Genomic DNA, 15,447 nt, shown 5'->3' with positions numbered 1-15,447 from the left:
CCGTATCCCGGGCCGATCGCCAGATAGAAAGGAGACGAGGTGGAACAGCAGAGCGAAGGCGGGCGGGGCAGGGTAGCGGTTGTGACGGGCGGCGCGATGGGTATAGGCGCCGACGTGGCGGAAAGACTCGCGCGTAGCGGCTATCACGTGGTGCTCTCGGACATCAATCGCGGCGCGGCGGATGAAACGGTTGCAAAGTTGCAGGCGCAACAACTGTCGGCTTCCGCCGTGCGCATGGACGTGGGCGACGCCGCATCGATCGCCGAGGGTTTTGCGGCGATTGCGCGCGATCACGGCCGTTGTGACGTGCTGGTCAATGGTGCGGGCATCGCCACGATGCTGCCGTTCATCGATTACCCGCTCGACGTATTCCTCAGGACCATGCAGGTTAACGTCACCGGCACGCTGCTATGCGCCCAGCACGCGGCCAGGTTGATGAAGACCAACGGTTGGGGACGCATTGTCAACATCGCGTCGGTGGCCGGCATGCGCGCGGTGGGCACCGGCCGTACCGCTTACGGCACGTCGAAGGGCGCAGTGATCGCGCTGACCCGGCAGATGGCCGTCGAGTTGTGCGAGTACGGGATTACCGCGAACGCCGTCTCACCAGGCCCGGTCGACACGCCGATGACCAAGGCACTGCATTCCGCCCAATTCCGTGAAGAGTACTCGCGCGCGATCCCGATGAAGCGCTATGGCTCGACTTCGGAAATCGCCGCCGCCATCTGCTATCTCGCCTCCGACGACGCCGCCTATGTGAACGGTGTCGTGCTGCCCGTGGACGGCGGATTTCTGTCGTGGGGCGCGGGCGCCGTCTAGACGCGCTGCGGGTACACACCGCCAGCATCGTCAGCCATTCAAGCGGTATAGGTACGGCCACTATACGGGGCGGCGAGCTCGCAAGTCGCCTCGCCGCAGCGCGAGCCATGCTGGCGTGAGGCGCCACGGGTCAGGCCTGGCGAAGCAGGTAGTTCTACCGACATAGGTGAGTTTTATATCCTCTATTGTCAATTCGTATTTGTTGCGGTTATGTCGAACTCCTTATACTTTTTTTCACACAAGGCGTTTGCGTGCCGCGCTTCATCGAACAACATGAAGCACGGCGATCTGGAAACAAAACCGCATTGCATAGATCAGGAGACACAGCATGCCTGCCCAGGCTCAGACAATCTTTATAGCGGGCGAGTGGTCGAGCGCGGATTCCGCGCAAGTCATCGATGTACGTTCGCCGACTGACGGCGAAGTATTCGCCGCCATTTCGCGCGGCGGCAGTCAGGAAATCGGCCGGGCAGTGGCCGCCGCGCGTCGCGCACTAGCCGGCGAGTGGGGCACGATGGCCGGCTTCGAACGTGGCCGCATTCTGACGAAACTGTCCGACCTGATTCTCGCGAACAGCGAAGCACTCGCGCAGCTCGAAGCGCGTGACACCGGCAAGCCGATCACCCAGGCGCGTACCGACATCAAGGCGACGGCGCGTTACTTCGAGTTCTACGCGGGCGCGGCCGACAAGGTCGTAGGCGACGTGCTGCCGTTTCTCGACGGCTATCAGGTCACCGTCCAGCGCGAAGCGCGCGGCGTGGTCGGTCTGATCATTCCATGGAACTATCCGGCCTCGATGTTCGGCCGCACGCTTGGGCCCGCGCTCGCCACCGGCAACACGGCGATCCTGAAGCCGGCGGAGGATGCCAGCATGAGTTGCATCCACTTGACCACGCTGGCGGCGCAAGCCGGTCTGCCGGCCGGCGTGCTCAATCTCGTGACCGGTCTGGGCGAGGAAGCCGGCGCCGCACTCTCCCAGCATCCTGACGTCGATTTCCTGTCGTTCACCGGCTCACCCGAGGTCGGCACATTGATCCAGACGGCGGCGGCGAAGAACCACGTGCCTTGCGTACTGGAACTGGGCGGCAAGTCGCCGCAGATCGTTTTCGACGACGCCGATTTCGAGCGCGCCGCGCAAACCATTGTCGGCGTCATCGTTCAAAACGCGGGGCAAACGTGTTCGGCGGGCAGCCGCGTGCTGATACAACGTTCTGCGTACGATCGTTTCGTCAGCATGCTGGTGGCCCGCATGTCGGCGATTCGCGTCGGCGCACCCGCCGCGGACCTCGAATGTGGACCCGTGATCAACAGCACGCAGGCGGGCAAGGTGCAAGGCTTTCTCGACCGCGCACGCGACAGCGGCATCGGCGTGCTGGCGCAGGGCAATCTCGATGCGAGCGCGGTGAAAACCGGTTACTTCGTGCGGCCCACGCTGTTCGGCCCTGTGCCGCCGGATCACGAACTCGCTCAGGACGAAGTCTTCGGTCCGGTACTCGCCGCCATTCCATTCGACGACGAGGCCGAAGCGATCGAGATCGCGAACGGGACTGCATACGGACTCGTAGCCGGTTTGTGGACGGAGAACGGTGCGCGGCAGATGCGCGTCGCCAAGAAGCTGCGCGTGGGCCAGGTGTTCATCAACAACTATGGCGCGGGCGGTGGTATCGAGCTGCCGTTCGGCGGAGTCAAGCGCAGCGGCCATGGGCGCGAGAAGGGACTCGAAGCGCTCAAGGAGTACACGGTGGCGAAGACCATCGTGCTGCGCCACGGCTGAACGCGCGGGCTTATTTGCCGGCCCGCAGGCATTGAACCCGTGGGCCGGCATCAAAGAAACAGGCAACCCTGCAGACAAGCGATATCAGAATCAGGAGACCGTGCGCATGACCGCAGTTCCAGAGTTTTCCCGCGCCGCCGTACTGCGCGAATTCAAGGCACCGCTGCGCATCGAAGAAGTGCCCGTGCCGCGCGAGACAGAACCGGGCGCCGCGCTCGTGAAGATCGAGATGTGTTCGATCTGTGGTACCGACGTGCATCTCTGGCAGGGCTCGCTGTCGTTGAAAGTGAATCTGCCGGTGATCATCGGGCATGAGATGGTCGGCCGGGTGATTCGCGCCGGCGCAGGTGTGATGACCGATTCGGTCGGCACGCCGCTGAAGGTCGGCGACCGTGTCGTATACACGCATACGTCGTGTGGTGGCTGCTACTTCTGCACGACCGCGCGCAAGCCGACTTTGTGCACGAACCGTCGTGCGTACATGTACGAGAACATCGAGGAAGCGCCGTATCTGCTCGGCGGTTTCTCCGAATATGGTTACGTCCTGCCGCAGGCGGGGCGGCTTCGCGTGCCGGATTCGGTGCCGAATGAACTCGCGAGCCTGTCGAGTTGCGCGCTGCGCTCGGTGATGAACGCCTTCTCGCAGCTCGGCCAGATCGAACCCACCGAAACGGTGGTGATCCAGGGCGCGGGTCCCCTCGGCCTGCTGGCGACGGCCAACGCGCGAGTGCGTGGCGCCAAAAAGATCATCGTGGTCGGCTCGCCCGCGCCGCGTCTGGAAATGGCCAGGCTATTCGGCGCCGACGTCTGTATTCCGGTTGAAGGCACGACGCCGGCCGAGCGGATGGAGACCGTGCTTTCGCATACCGAGGGCCGCGGCGCGGACATCGTGATGGAATTCACGGGCGTGCCGGCAGCCTTCTCCGAGGGCTTGGCACTCGCGCGCAAAGGCGGCCGTTATCTGGTGGTCGGCCAGCTCGGCGAAGCGTCCACCACGATGCAGCCCGCCATGATCGTGAAGAAGAACCTGCAGGTCATCGGCTCGTTTTCAGGCGACGCGCGCAGCTATTCGCTCGCGCTCCAGTTTCTCGAAGCGCATCAGCAGGACTTCCCGTTCCATCAGATGATCTCGGGCCGCTACAAGCTCGAGGACGTGAACCTTGCGCTTACACGCATGAAGAATTTCGAGGAAATCAAACCGGTGATCACGGTCGAGTGAGATCGGCGCCGCCCCTCGCGGGCGGCGGCAGGGCAGGACCGAATGCGGCCGGAAAGAGTTAGGAAGCGCCCGGCAGCGCAAGGATGCAGCAACAACGGATTCATCGCCGCGCGGACCACATGCCGAACCATCGGCAACTATATAAAGGAGACAAAGATGGCTTTCAATCGCCGCAGCTTTCTCGTTACGGGCGCCGGTTCGGTTGCCGTTGCCGCAGCATCTGGCATCGTCGGCGCGCCGTGGATCAGACGGGCTCAGGCCGCTGAGTTTTCCTATAAGGTCGGCACCGATCTGCCGGCTTCGCATCCGCTGAATGTGCGTATTCAGGAGGCGGCGAACGCGATCAGGAAGGAGACGGACGGCAGGATGGACATCCACGTGTTTCCGAACAATCAGTTGGGGGGAGACCCCGACATGTTCGCGCAGTTGCGGGCGGGCGCATTGGAGTTCTTTACGCTGTCCGGTGCGAACGCGTTGTCGTCGCTAGTGCCGAAAGCGGCCATCTCCGGTGTCGGCTTCGCATTCAAGAACTACGACCAGGTATTCGGCGCGCTCGACGGCGAACTCGGCGCGCACCTGCGCGGACTGATCACGAGCGCCGGACTCGTCGTCCAGGACAAGGTGTGGGACAACGGCTTCCGCCAGATCACGAGCAGCGACAAAGCGATCAAGTCGCCGGGCGACTTGCAGGGCATGAAGATCCGCGTGCCGCCGGGACGCCTGTGGATTTCGCTGTTTCGCGCGCTGTCGGCCTCGCCTACGTCGATCAGTTTCAACGAGGTGTATTCGGCGCTGCAGACCAAAGTAGTTGAAGGTCAGGAAAACGCGTTGGCGGTGGTCGATACCGCCAAGCTTTACGAAGTGCAGAAATACTGTTCGATGACGAGCCACATGTGGGACGGTTTCTGGTTCCTCGGCAATCGCGCCGCGTGGGAAAAGCTGCCGGCGAGCGTGCGCGACATCGTGTCGAAGAATCTCAATGCCTCCGCGCTGCAGCAGCGCAAGGATGTCGCGCAACTCAACGCCTCGCTGCAACAGACCCTCGAAAGCAAGGGCCTCGCTTTCAACAAACCGGACATGGACGCATTTCGCGACATGCTCAGGAAAGGCGGCTTCTACGCCGATATGAAAAAGTCCTTCGGCGAAGAGGAATGGGGCCTGCTGGAAAAAGTCACCGGAAAACTAGCATGAGAACGCCACTTGCCCAAGACTTTGCGCAGGCGTCACCGGACGCCATGCCGTCGACCATGCCGTCGGCACCGCATTGGCTGGCGCAGGCCGATCGCTTTCTGGGCCTCATCGTCGCGGTACCCGCGGCGTCGCTCGTGCTGGCCGAGATCGTGTTGCTGTTCGCCGGCGTGTGCGCGCGCTACGGCTTTCATCGCCCGCTCGTCTGGGGCGATGAACTCGCAAGCATCCTGTTTCTGTGGCTCGCCATGACGGGTGCGGCGACCGCGCTGCACCGCGGCACGCACATGCGGATGACGGCAATCGTCAACCGCTCGGGCGATCGGTGGAGTGCTACATGGGACATCGTCGCGCTGATCGCCAGCATGCTGTTTCTCGGGCTGATCGCGGCGCCGGCGTATTCGTACATGCAGCAGCAATGGGTGATCTTCACGCCCGCGCTCGAGTTCAACGACGGTTGGCGCGTGGCGGCGATTCTCTATGCGACCTGCTGCATGCTGCTGATGTGCATCGTGAAGTTGATGGCGCTCGGCTGGAAGCCGGCGCTGCTGGGCGTGACGGTATCCGCGCTCGTGCTGGTCGGGCTGAAGGTCGCGGGGCCGCTGCTGCAGTCGCTCGGCAACCTCAACCTGCTGATCTTCTTTGTCGGCGTGGTCGGCTTCACCGTGCTGAGCGGCATGCCGATTGCGTTTTCGTTCGGGCTCGCGGTGTTTTCGTACCTGTCGCTGAGTACGTCGATGCCACTCGAAATCGTCGTGAGCCGGATGGACGAGGGGATGTCGCAACTGCTGCTGCTCGCGGTGCCGATGTTCGTATTCCTCGGCCTGCTGATCGAGATGACCGGCATGGCGCGTGCCATGATCAACTTCCTCGCGTCGCTGCTGGGACACGTGCGCGGTGGCTTGTCCTACGTGCTGGTCGGCGCGATGTATCTGATTTCGGGCATTTCCGGTTCGAAGGCTGCCGACATGGCAGCGGTCGCGCCGATTCTGTTTCCGGAGATGAAAAAGCGCGGCGAAAAACCGGGTGAACTGGTGGCGCTGCTGTCGGCGACCGGTGCGCAAACCGAGACCGTGCCGCCGAGCATCGTGCTGATTACGATCGGTTCGGTGACAGGCGTGTCGATCTCGGCGTTGTTCACGGGCGGGCTGTTGCCGGGCTTCGTGCTGGCGATGGTCTTGTGCGCGCTGGTCTGGTGGCGTTCGCGCAAGACCGCACCGGCTTCGGCCTCGCGCGCTTCGCTGCGCGAGATCGGCACGACGCTGTTCGTGGCGATTCCGGCGCTCGCGTTGCCGGTTGTGATCCGCTTCGCGGTGGTCGAAGGCATTGCGACGGCGACCGAGGTATCGACGGTCGGCATCGTCTATGCCGTTCTCGCCGGCCTGCTGATCTACCGTCGCTTCGACCTGAAGCGGATCGGTCCGATGCTGGTGGAAACCGCGGCGCTCTCCGGTGCGATCCTGATTATCATCGGCACGGCGACCGCGATGGCGTGGGCCCTTACGCAATCCGGCTTTTCGCACAGTCTCGCCGCTTTCATGGAGCATCTGCCGGGCGGCGCGGTCGCGTTCATGGCGGTGTCCATCGTGATGTTCGTGCTGCTGGGCAGCGTGCTCGAAGGCATTCCCGCCATTGTGCTGTTCGGCCCGCTGCTGTTTCCGATCGCGCGTGAAGTGGGCATACACGAAGTGCAGTACGCGATGGTCGTGATTCTGTCGATGGGGCTGGGCCTGTTCTCGCCGCCGTTCGGCGTTGGCTACTACGGCGCGTGCGCGGTCAGCAAGATTCATCCGGACGAAGGGATCCGGCCGATCGTCGGTTATATGATCGCGCTCTTTATCGGCATTGTGCTGGTGGCGGCGATTCCGTGGATTTCGACCGGGTTCCTGACACGGGCTTGAACGGGCGGTTTGGAAGGCACACGTGCGAAAGGGCGGCAATTTCGATTGCCGCCCTTTGTGTTGGGTCGTTGTAGCGATAGCTGTGTAATCGCTGCGCTGTGGTTAGCTTGCTGATGAAATAGGCAGCGTGTGACGCTGTCAGCCGCCGCGGCCCGCGCGCGCCACAACGAAGTAATCGACGCCTCCCATCTGGCCGCCTTTGAGCGCAACTTCAAGTTCCTGCAAATGCGGCTTATTCGACATCACCCGGCACAGCGGCGCGCCGGGCGCGAGGCGAGCCTGTATTTCGAGCGCGTCCGGACCGAGCACCTGCGTCACCTGGCTTGATGTGTCGCCGCCGGAGAGAATCAGGCGCCGCAGCGGGACTGCTTTCAACACGGCTTCCGCAATCGAGCCGAGCCGTTGGCCCAGCAGCCGGCCGCCCTGGTGCTTCGCCTCGTCGCGGCTCAGACCACGCGCTACGAGCGAATCGATCATCGCGGCGACGCGCGGATCGTTCGGTCCACGCGCGGTGTGCATCATCACGCTGCGGCCGGCGCGCAACGCCTCGCTCGCGCGTTCCACGATGTGTTGCAGCGCGTGCTGCCAGCCGGTTTCGTCGACCAGCGCGCGGGCATCGACGGCGATATCGGTGAAGCCCGCCGCGATGGCCGCGTCGATTTGCGCGGCGCTGACCGGCGACGCGCTGCCCGACATCGCGAGAATCGGCGCGGCGGGCGTACACGTGTCGTACGAACGAGCCTGCGCCGGAAGTTCTCCGTGTTCCGCCCACCATTGCGTGAGCGCATATTCGACGCCGGATGAGCCGACGGTGAACGTCGCGCCCGTGTGGCGGGCTCGCATGTCGAGCAGCCGCCCGATTTCGGTCAGGTGCCCGCTGTTGGCGGTATCGAACAATATCGCCGCTGGTTGTGCGGACAACGTTTGATCGAACGCCCGGTCAAGCGCGGGACGGTCGCCGTCGAAGTGGGTCAGGTTGAAGCCGGTGATCGGCAGCGCGGTCTGCCGTCCGAAATGGCGGATCAGATCGCCTTCGTCCATCGGCGTGACCGGATGAGCGCGCATGATCGGATGACGGTCGATGCGGTAGATCTGGCCGTCCGTGCCCGAACGCGCAAACAGATTGCCGAACAGGCAGTAACGCTGCAATGCAGGCGTGCCCGCGATGAGGGGAATCGGCGCCGCGCCGATAGTCCGGCGCGCGATCTCCATGACGTGGCCGATGCTGCCGATCGTGGGCGAACTGTCGAACGTCGAGCACACCTTGTAGTGCAGCAGCGGTGCACCGAGTTGACTCATTGCGCGGAACACGGCGGGCAAGGCATCGTCCATTTCGGCCGGCGACATCGCGCGGCTGTCGCCGGCGATGCCGATCGCGTCGAACCCGCCCAGTTCGTCGAGCTGTGCGCGGGTCGGCGGCCTCAGAAACAGCGCGCAGCGCAGGCCGGCGAACGCGAGCACTTCGAGTGCATCGGTCGAGCCGGTGAAATCGTCACCGTAGAACGCGAGCCGCAACCTCGCGGGTTTCTTTGCCGCACTTTCCGTAGTGCTTCGTTCCGTACCGTCACCGCTCATACTCAAACCGCCTTGAAATGGGAGAGGGCGGCACGCAGGGCAGGGCGCGATTGCGCATAGGTTTCGAGGCTTATGCCTTCGACAGCGGCCTCCCATGCCTCGCGCATGCTCGCAACGCCTGCGGCGATGCCTTGTGGATGCCCGATGATGCCACCGCCGGCGAGATGCATCATATCGACCGACTTGAGCGTGTTGAACAGATCGGGCGCCTGTCCCGCCCATTGACCCGACGAGAACACCGGCATGAGCGGCTGGATGCCGGCAAACGGCGCGAGGCAGGCACGTGCCGACTGAATCACCGAATCGTCAGGCTCCCAGAACTTGCTGCGAATGCCGTTGACATGCACGTGATCGATGCCCGCAAGACGCCACAGCTTCTGATAAGCCGTGAACGAGAAGCCGAGTTGCGGGCAGCGAGTGAAGGCGCCCCAGCCGTTGCGGTGCCCGTGAATCGGCAACTGGGCATGTTTGCGCAGATGTTCGATGCCGCCGAAGCCGACCCAGTTGATGCTCGCCATCACGCAGGTGCCACCCGCGGCGAGCACGGCGTCGTGGCGCCGCAGCATGTCGTCGAGGCTGCCTGAAATGTTGATGGCGTACATCGGCATGCGTCCCAGACGATCCGCGTGCCGCTTGAGCACCGGCATGATCGCGGCGAGGCGCGCATCGAATGATGCATAGGTGGGGTCGGCCAGCAGCTCGTCGTCCTTGATGAAATCGATGTCCGCCGCGCACAGGTCGTCGACCATCGCCGCGGTTTGCTCGGGCATCAGGCCGATACTCGGTTTGACGATCGTGCCGACCAGGGGACGGCCCTGCACGCCGGCAAGTTGCCGCGTCCCGGGAATGCCGAAACGCGGTCCGGCAAACTGCCGCGCGTAATCGTCGGGCAGGTCGAGATCGAGCAGCTTGAGGCCCGTGATCTCGCCCAGTTCGAACAGGTTGCCCGCTAAAGTTGCCAGCAGCGTGGGCAGATTTGCGCCGACGTTGTGGACCGGGAATGCGATTTCGATTTCACCCCGATAAAACAGATTCGCTTCCTGTTTGCGCTCGACGAACGCGCTTTTCAGCGACGGCTCGAACGCGGGCGGCAGCGAATCGACTTTCGTCACGCGCGCGCGTGAGCGCTGTTTGAGCTCCTCGGTTTCGCCGGGCAGCGACAGAAATGTGCCGCTCGATTGTTCGCCCGCAATGACCTCCGCTGCCTTCGCAATCGGAACCGAGCTTTCAACGAAATAGCGCGCCGTGAATTCCGAACGCGCATGGTGGGTGCTGGACATAGCTTGGCTCATTGTATGGCCCGTTGTCTGGTCATTTGTCTGACTCCTTGTTCGGCGTGGTGCGAGCGTCCCTGCGCTGGGCCCGCGATCCGTTCGCAGGCAGGCGCATGACTGCCACGGACGGCCTCGTGGCTTGTCGAATATAAGATTGACCGGCAAAACCATCAAACGATATGATTTCCGCGAGCGATGCCAAAAACTCACAATAGCGTCACGACGTCAGTTCGCTTTCCGGCTTCGCATGGGCATGTGCGCGCCTCGTGAATCCATCCTTCGCGAAAGGACGTTCGACCGAAAGCAAACTACGGAGACAACGCGTGCCACGACCTTCTCTCAACGCGCTGCGAGCATTTGAAGCCACCGCCCGATTGCGCAGTTTCGGCGACGCGGCAGAAGAACTTTCCGTCACACACGGCGCGATCAGCCGGCATATCCGTTCACTCGAAGACACACTCGGCGTGCTGCTGCTGTTGCGCAACGCCCATTCGACAGAACCCACGCCCGAGGGCGCGCGGCTCGCTGATGGATTGTCGCGGGCTTTCAATCTGATTCTGGCGAGCGTCGAGCAGGTAAGACCTGGACCGCTGACGCTGTCGTGTTCCGCGTCGATCATGATGTACTGGTTGTTGCCGCGGCTGGCGAAGCTGCATCGCAAACACCCGTCGCTCGAGGTCAGCCTCAACACAGGGTCCGGCGAGATCGATTTCTCGCGTGAAACGATCAGCGTCGCGATCCGTCTCGACACCTTCAAGCCGCCCAAGGACGTCGAGCCTAAGCCGCTGATCGATGAATGGATCGGACCGGTATGTTCGCCCGAATACATGCGCTCGACCATGATCAGAACGCCGGACGATCTGAACCGCGCGCGGCTGCTTGCCACCAATACGCGCCCGGGTGCGTGGCAGGACTGGATCGACACGGCTGGACTGACGGAGCTGCGGCCAGCGATTGCCGAGTCGTTCGAGCATTTCTATCTGCTGATTCAGGCGGCAAAATGCGGCCTGGGCGTCGCCAACGTACCGCGCATGCTGGTGCGCGACGAACTCGATTCGGGCGCGCTCGTCGCACCGTTCGGTTTTGTGCCAGGACCACGCAAGCTGGTGTTGTGGGTCGCGCCGCATCTCGAAGCGCGTCCGCAAACGGCGGCGCTCGTGGACTGGCTTTGCGCGGAACTGCTGGAGATGGAAGGGGTGCCGTCTTAAGTGGGCGTATGTGCGGCTTAGGCGCGGCACATTCGCGCCGCGCCACAACTCGGATCGCTCAGATCGCCGTGCCGCCGTCGGCGTTGTACACGTGGCCCGTCACGAACGAGGCTTCGTCCGACGCGAGGAAGGCAATCACGGCGGCTATTTCGGCGGGCTGCGCGCCCCGCCCCATTGGCGTCGCCGCGTAAATCGTGTCGACGAAGCCCTCCGGCTTCGTCTCCAGCTGACGCCGCACGAAATCCGTCAAGGTGAAGGCCGGCGCCACTGCGTTCACGCGTATGCCGGCCTTGGCGAATTCGCGCGCGAGCGATTTGGTCAGGGCAATCACCGCACCCTTGGAGGTCGCGTAGGCCGCGGTGCCGAGCATGCCGCCGCCTTTCTGGCCCGCGATCGAACTGAGGTTGACGATCGCGCCGCTTTGCTGCTTGAGCATCTGCGGAATCGCCTGCTGGCAGCATAGCCAGGTGCCGGTCGTATTCACGTCCAACACCTTGCGGTATTCGGCAAGCGGGATATCGAGAAACGGGCGCGCGCTTTCGATGCCCGCGCTGTTGACCAGCACGTCCAGCCGTCCCCACGCCGATACGACGGTGTCGATCATGGCCTTGACGCTGCCTTCGTCGGCGACGTCGACCTTGACCGGCATCGCTTCAAAACCTTGCGTGCGGATGCGTTCAGCGGCGGCAGCAGCCGGATCGTCGCGCAGATCGGCAATCGCGACGCGGTAGCCGCGGCTCGCCAGTAATTGCGCGGTCGCTTCGCCGATACCGCTGGCGCTGCCGGTAACAAGGGCAACTTTTGTCTCGTTCGTCATTTTTCTGGGCTTGCGTGGGTGAATGGGCAATCGGCGGAGGGCCGGAGGAGGTCGGCTAAAAATATACGGCGGGTGCGCCGGCCAGATCAAACGAAATGATTTCTCCGCCGTTCGAGGAAAACTCACAATAGAAATGGCGTGTGGGCACGAGGTCATACAGAACGCGTTTGGCGGCTGCGATGGTCATCGCACACAGACATCTTCGCACCAGCCCCGCCACGGATTTGCCGGCCGCGTCATAGGGCCGACCTATAGCGGGTAGGCAAAAACAGTATTTCCTCATCGCTCCGATCATTCAGTACATTCGCTCCTAAGCTCTGTGACGCGTCGCGCGCGTAGCCGGTCCACAACTTCAGGAAGCTATTCCATGACTCATCCTCTCGACGACATCCTGGTCGTTTCCATCGAACAGGCGATCGCCGCACCGCTCGCCAGCCGGCAACTGGCCGATTGGGGTGCGCGGGTCATTAAAATCGAGCGCCCCGAAACGGGTGATTTCGCCCGTCATTACGACACGGTCATGGACGGCATGTCCAGCCAGTTCGTGTGGGTCAATCGCTCGAAAGAAAGCCTCGCGATCGACATCAAAACCGAATTCGGTCACGAGACGCTCGAATCGCTGCTGGCGCGCGCGGACGTCTTCATCCAGAATCTCGCGCCCGGTGCGGCGCGCCGTCAGGGGCTCGATGCGAAGACGCTGGCGGCGCGTTTTCCTCAACTGGTTGCGTGCGATATCTCAGGCTATGGGTCGGACGGTCCGTACAGCCACAAGAAGGCATACGACCTGCTCGTGCAATGCGAGACCGGCTTTTTGTCGATCAACGGCACGGAGGAGTCGCCGTCGAAATGCGGGCTTTCCATCGTCGATATCGCCACCGGCATGTACGCGCTGAACGGTATCCTGATGGGATTGCATCAGCGCACACGCACTGGCAAGGGGATGGCCCTTGAAGTATCGCTATTCGACGCGATGACTGAATGGATGAGCTATCCCGCTTACTACACACGAGGGCGCAATGAACCCTTGCAGCGCACCGGCGCTCGGCATGCGACCATTGCGCCGTATGGTCCGTTCGCAACCGGCGATGGCGCAACGGTATTCTTCGGTATCCAGAACGAACGCGAGTGGCTGAGTTTTTGCAACGTCGTGCTGGACGATCCCGCGGTGGCGATGGACCCACGCTTTAGCACGAACTCTTTGCGCCTTGCCAACCTCGCCGCGCTGGACGCCGTGATCACGCACCACTTCGCCGCGCTGCCGAGCGAACGCGTGCTTGCGCGCTTGGACCAGGCATCGATCGCCAACGGGCGAATGAACGACGTGAACGGTCTGCTGAATCATCCGCAAGTGCTGGAACGCAAAAGATATCGCGCGGTGCAAACGCCGAGCGGCGCGCAGGATCTGTTCCTGCCGGCGGTCACCATTCCAGGTGTGGAGCCGGTGATGGGCCCGGTGCCTGCGCTTGGCGAGCACACCGAGCGGATCCTGGCTGAACTAAGCGGGCAGGGCACGGCGCTCGGACTCGCGCAAGGCGAACGTTCATGAGCGCCGCCGAGTCCGCTACGAAGTTCGCCCGGCCCATGCGGGCCATTCTCGCGGTGCCGGGCCACCGCTGGCGGATGCTGCAGTCGGCCGCATCGAGTGCCGCGGATGCGGTGTTCATCGATCTCGAGGACGCGGTTCCTCCCAGCGAAAAAGGCGAGGCTCTCCGCAGCGCTGTGCGCGCGCTCGCGGAACTCGATTGGGGAGACAAGCATGTCGCTGTGCGCGTGAATGTGACAACGACCGGCATTCTCGAAGCCGAGGTCGCCACACTTGCGGCGGATGCCGGGCGTCTGCACGCGATTCTCGTGCCCAAGGTCGAATCCGCCGATGTGCTGCACCAGGTCGAGACACTGCTCGACGTGCGGCGTGGCGCTCATGCACCGTTACAGATCGAAGCACTGATCGAGACGGCGCGCGGCGTCGTCAACGTCGACACGATTGCGGCGGCGGGCGGCAGACTGACCGCGTTGCATTTCGGTGTGGGCGATTTCTCCGCCTCGATCGGCGCGCGTAATGTTGAAGTCGGCGGCACGCATGCGGGGTATGCCATCACGCGCAAGGACGAAATCGGCAACTACGCGACCGCGGCGCTTGATCTGTGGAGCTATCCGATGATGCGGATTCTCGTGGCCGCGCGCGCCTTCAACCTGCGCGCCATCGACGGACCCTGCGGCGCGTTCCGCGATCTGGTGCTGACGCGTTCGTTTGCCATGAAGGCGGCGGCCATGGGGTTCGACGGCAAACAGGTGATCCATCCGGAGCAGATCGCCCCGACTCAGGCTGCATTCACCCCGACCGGAGAAGAAATCCGCGCAGCCCGGCAAACGCTCGAAGCGATGGCCCAAGCCGAAGCCGCGGGGCTCGCGGCGGTTTCCGTCGACGGCAGGATGGTCGACTATGCCAATGTCCGCATGGCGCAACGGCTTCTCGCGATGGCTGGGCAGCCATAACGCGGCGATGCCTCGCGACTTGATCAGAGAAGGGGCTTTCCAACAACCATCCTCGCCGATTCGTGCGCCGCCCTTGCTCGGCGTCGGCTCATGCGTTCGTGGGGCGATGTGCAAGGGGCAAATATCCGCTTGCCAACGGTGCTATAGTCCGCGCTTATATCCGGCCGCTCAGGCACACGGGGTTCAATGCCCCCGTTCATCGCGCTTTCCTGCTGCGGCGTTACGAGGGTTCCAATGGACGTTCGTCAGCTTCGCTATTTCGCCACCGTGGTCGATACCGGCAGCCTGTCCAAAGCGGCTGTTCGACTGTCGATCTCGCAGCCGTCATTGAGTCAGCAGATCGTCGGCATGGAAGACGATCTCGGCGTGCCTTTGCTGCTGCGCAGTTCTTCCGGCGTGCGGCCGACCGAACCCGGCATGGCGCTCTATCGGCACGCACGCACGATTCTCAAACAGTTCGAGCAGATGCGCGGCGACGTGCTGCGAGGCGAACACAGCGAATCCGGGCAGGTAGCCGTAGGATTGCCCACGAGCATTGCGGCTGTGATTGCCGTGCCGCTGTTCAATCGCTTGCAGATAGCCTATCCCAACATCCAGCTGCAGCTTTTCGAAAGCATGAGCGGCTATCTGATCGAGCTGCTGGCAAATGGCCGCCTTGATATGGCAGTCCTGTTCCGCGAAACGGAAACGCGTGGACTCACGGTTTCTCCGCTTTTCAACGAGCATCTGTCGTTATGCGGCGTTCCATGGGTCGGCGATGCGGACAGTAGCAGCGTGCCGCTTTCACTCGTGTCCGGGGTGCCGCTCGTATTGCCCGGCAAGGCCAACGGGCTGCGCCTTCTGATTGAACGGACATTCGCCCGCGAGGGCCTGGAACTGAACGTGGTCGCCGATATCGACTCGTTGCCGACAATGCTCACAATCGCTCGCGAAGGCCAGGTCGGCTCGATTCTGTCGGGCGCACTGGCGCGTCAACCCGGTGCGGCGATTCTTGGACGACGTCTCGTTGAGCCGTCGCTGCAACGGATGGTCAGTCTTTGCGTGCCGAATGCGGTTCCGCAGAATGCGGCGTCGCGCGCCGTGCAGAACACGATTCAGGCAATCGTTCGGGAAGAAGCGTTGCAGTGGGATACGGTGATGCAGGTTTAGGGGAGGGGCTATACAGGTCCGTCGAAC

General features: G+C 63.0%; 12 protein-coding genes. 9 read left to right on the top strand and 3 right to left on the bottom strand.

Annotated elements, in window-relative coordinates:
* Positions 1 to 39: 39 nt before the first annotated feature.
* From ACAX43_RS16870 to ACAX43_RS16850, 5 genes are all read left to right on the top strand, one after another.
* Positions 40 to 819 carry an SDR family NAD(P)-dependent oxidoreductase gene (locus ACAX43_RS16870; protein WP_370709544.1) on the top strand — a complete coding sequence of 260 codons (780 nt, stop codon included), beginning with the start codon at positions 40 to 42 and terminating at the stop codon, positions 817 to 819.
* A gap of 328 nt (positions 820 to 1,147) precedes the next feature.
* Positions 1,148 to 2,593: an aldehyde dehydrogenase family protein gene (locus tag ACAX43_RS16865; protein WP_370709543.1), complete on the top strand. Its 1,446-nt coding sequence runs from the start codon at positions 1,148 to 1,150 to the stop codon at positions 2,591 to 2,593.
* A 106-nt stretch (positions 2,594 to 2,699) separates the two neighbouring features.
* Positions 2,700 to 3,812: a zinc-binding dehydrogenase gene (locus ACAX43_RS16860; protein ID WP_370709542.1), complete on the top strand. Its 1,113-nt coding sequence runs from the start codon at positions 2,700 to 2,702 to the stop codon at positions 3,810 to 3,812.
* Positions 3,813 to 3,968: 156 nt separating this feature from the next.
* A complete protein-coding gene (locus tag ACAX43_RS16855; protein ID WP_370709541.1) occupies positions 3,969 to 5,003 on the top strand; it encodes a TRAP transporter substrate-binding protein in 1,035 nt (344 codons plus the stop codon).
* A 44-nt stretch (positions 5,004 to 5,047) separates the two neighbouring features.
* A complete protein-coding gene (locus ACAX43_RS16850; RefSeq protein WP_370709711.1) occupies positions 5,048 to 6,901 on the top strand; it encodes a TRAP transporter large permease subunit in 1,854 nt (617 codons plus the stop codon).
* 138 nt (positions 6,902 to 7,039) lie between these two features.
* On the opposite strand, the gene ACAX43_RS16845 is transcribed toward ACAX43_RS16850, so the two are convergent.
* A complete protein-coding gene (locus tag ACAX43_RS16845) occupies positions 7,040 to 8,476 on the bottom strand; it encodes a four-carbon acid sugar kinase family protein (RefSeq protein ID WP_370709540.1) in 1,437 nt (478 codons plus the stop codon).
* 2 nt (positions 8,477 to 8,478) lie between these two features.
* Positions 8,479 to 9,756, bottom strand: a complete 1,278-nt coding sequence (locus ACAX43_RS16840; protein ID WP_370709539.1) for a ribulose-bisphosphate carboxylase large subunit family protein — start codon at positions 9,754 to 9,756, stop codon at positions 8,479 to 8,481.
* 317 nt (positions 9,757 to 10,073) lie between these two features.
* Between ACAX43_RS16840 and ACAX43_RS16835 the strand changes: the two genes are divergently transcribed.
* Positions 10,074 to 10,958: a LysR substrate-binding domain-containing protein gene (locus ACAX43_RS16835; RefSeq protein WP_370709538.1), complete on the top strand. Its 885-nt coding sequence runs from the start codon at positions 10,074 to 10,076 to the stop codon at positions 10,956 to 10,958.
* 58 nt (positions 10,959 to 11,016) lie between these two features.
* On the opposite strand, the gene ACAX43_RS16830 is transcribed toward ACAX43_RS16835, so the two are convergent.
* Positions 11,017 to 11,775: an SDR family NAD(P)-dependent oxidoreductase gene (locus ACAX43_RS16830; protein ID WP_370709537.1), complete on the bottom strand. Its 759-nt coding sequence runs from the start codon at positions 11,773 to 11,775 to the stop codon at positions 11,017 to 11,019.
* Positions 11,776 to 12,142: 367 nt separating this feature from the next.
* Here ACAX43_RS16830 and ACAX43_RS16825 point away from each other — a divergent pair, with 367 nt between their 5' ends.
* The 3 genes from ACAX43_RS16825 (at position 12,143) to ACAX43_RS16815 (ending at position 15,420) form a co-directional block, all read left to right on the top strand.
* Entirely contained in the window at positions 12,143 to 13,321 is a 1,179-nt protein-coding gene (locus tag ACAX43_RS16825) for a CaiB/BaiF CoA transferase family protein (protein WP_370709536.1), read from the top strand.
* Complete coding sequence (locus tag ACAX43_RS16820) at positions 13,318 to 14,271, top strand: CoA ester lyase (protein WP_370709535.1); 954 nt, start codon at positions 13,318 to 13,320, stop codon at positions 14,269 to 14,271. The genes ACAX43_RS16825 and ACAX43_RS16820 overlap by 4 nt, the downstream gene beginning before the upstream one ends.
* 234 nt (positions 14,272 to 14,505) lie before the next feature.
* Positions 14,506 to 15,420, top strand: coding sequence for a LysR substrate-binding domain-containing protein (locus ACAX43_RS16815; protein ID WP_370709534.1), 915 nt, complete (start codon positions 14,506 to 14,508; stop codon positions 15,418 to 15,420).
* Positions 15,421 to 15,447 lie beyond the last annotated feature (27 nt).

Origin of the sequence: Paraburkholderia sp. IW21 (assembly GCF_041321145.1) — a bacterium.
Lineage (GTDB): Bacteria > Pseudomonadota > Gammaproteobacteria > Burkholderiales > Burkholderiaceae > Paraburkholderia.
Note: the sequence above shows the minus strand (reverse complement) of the source record. Positions and strands in the feature narration are given on the sequence as shown.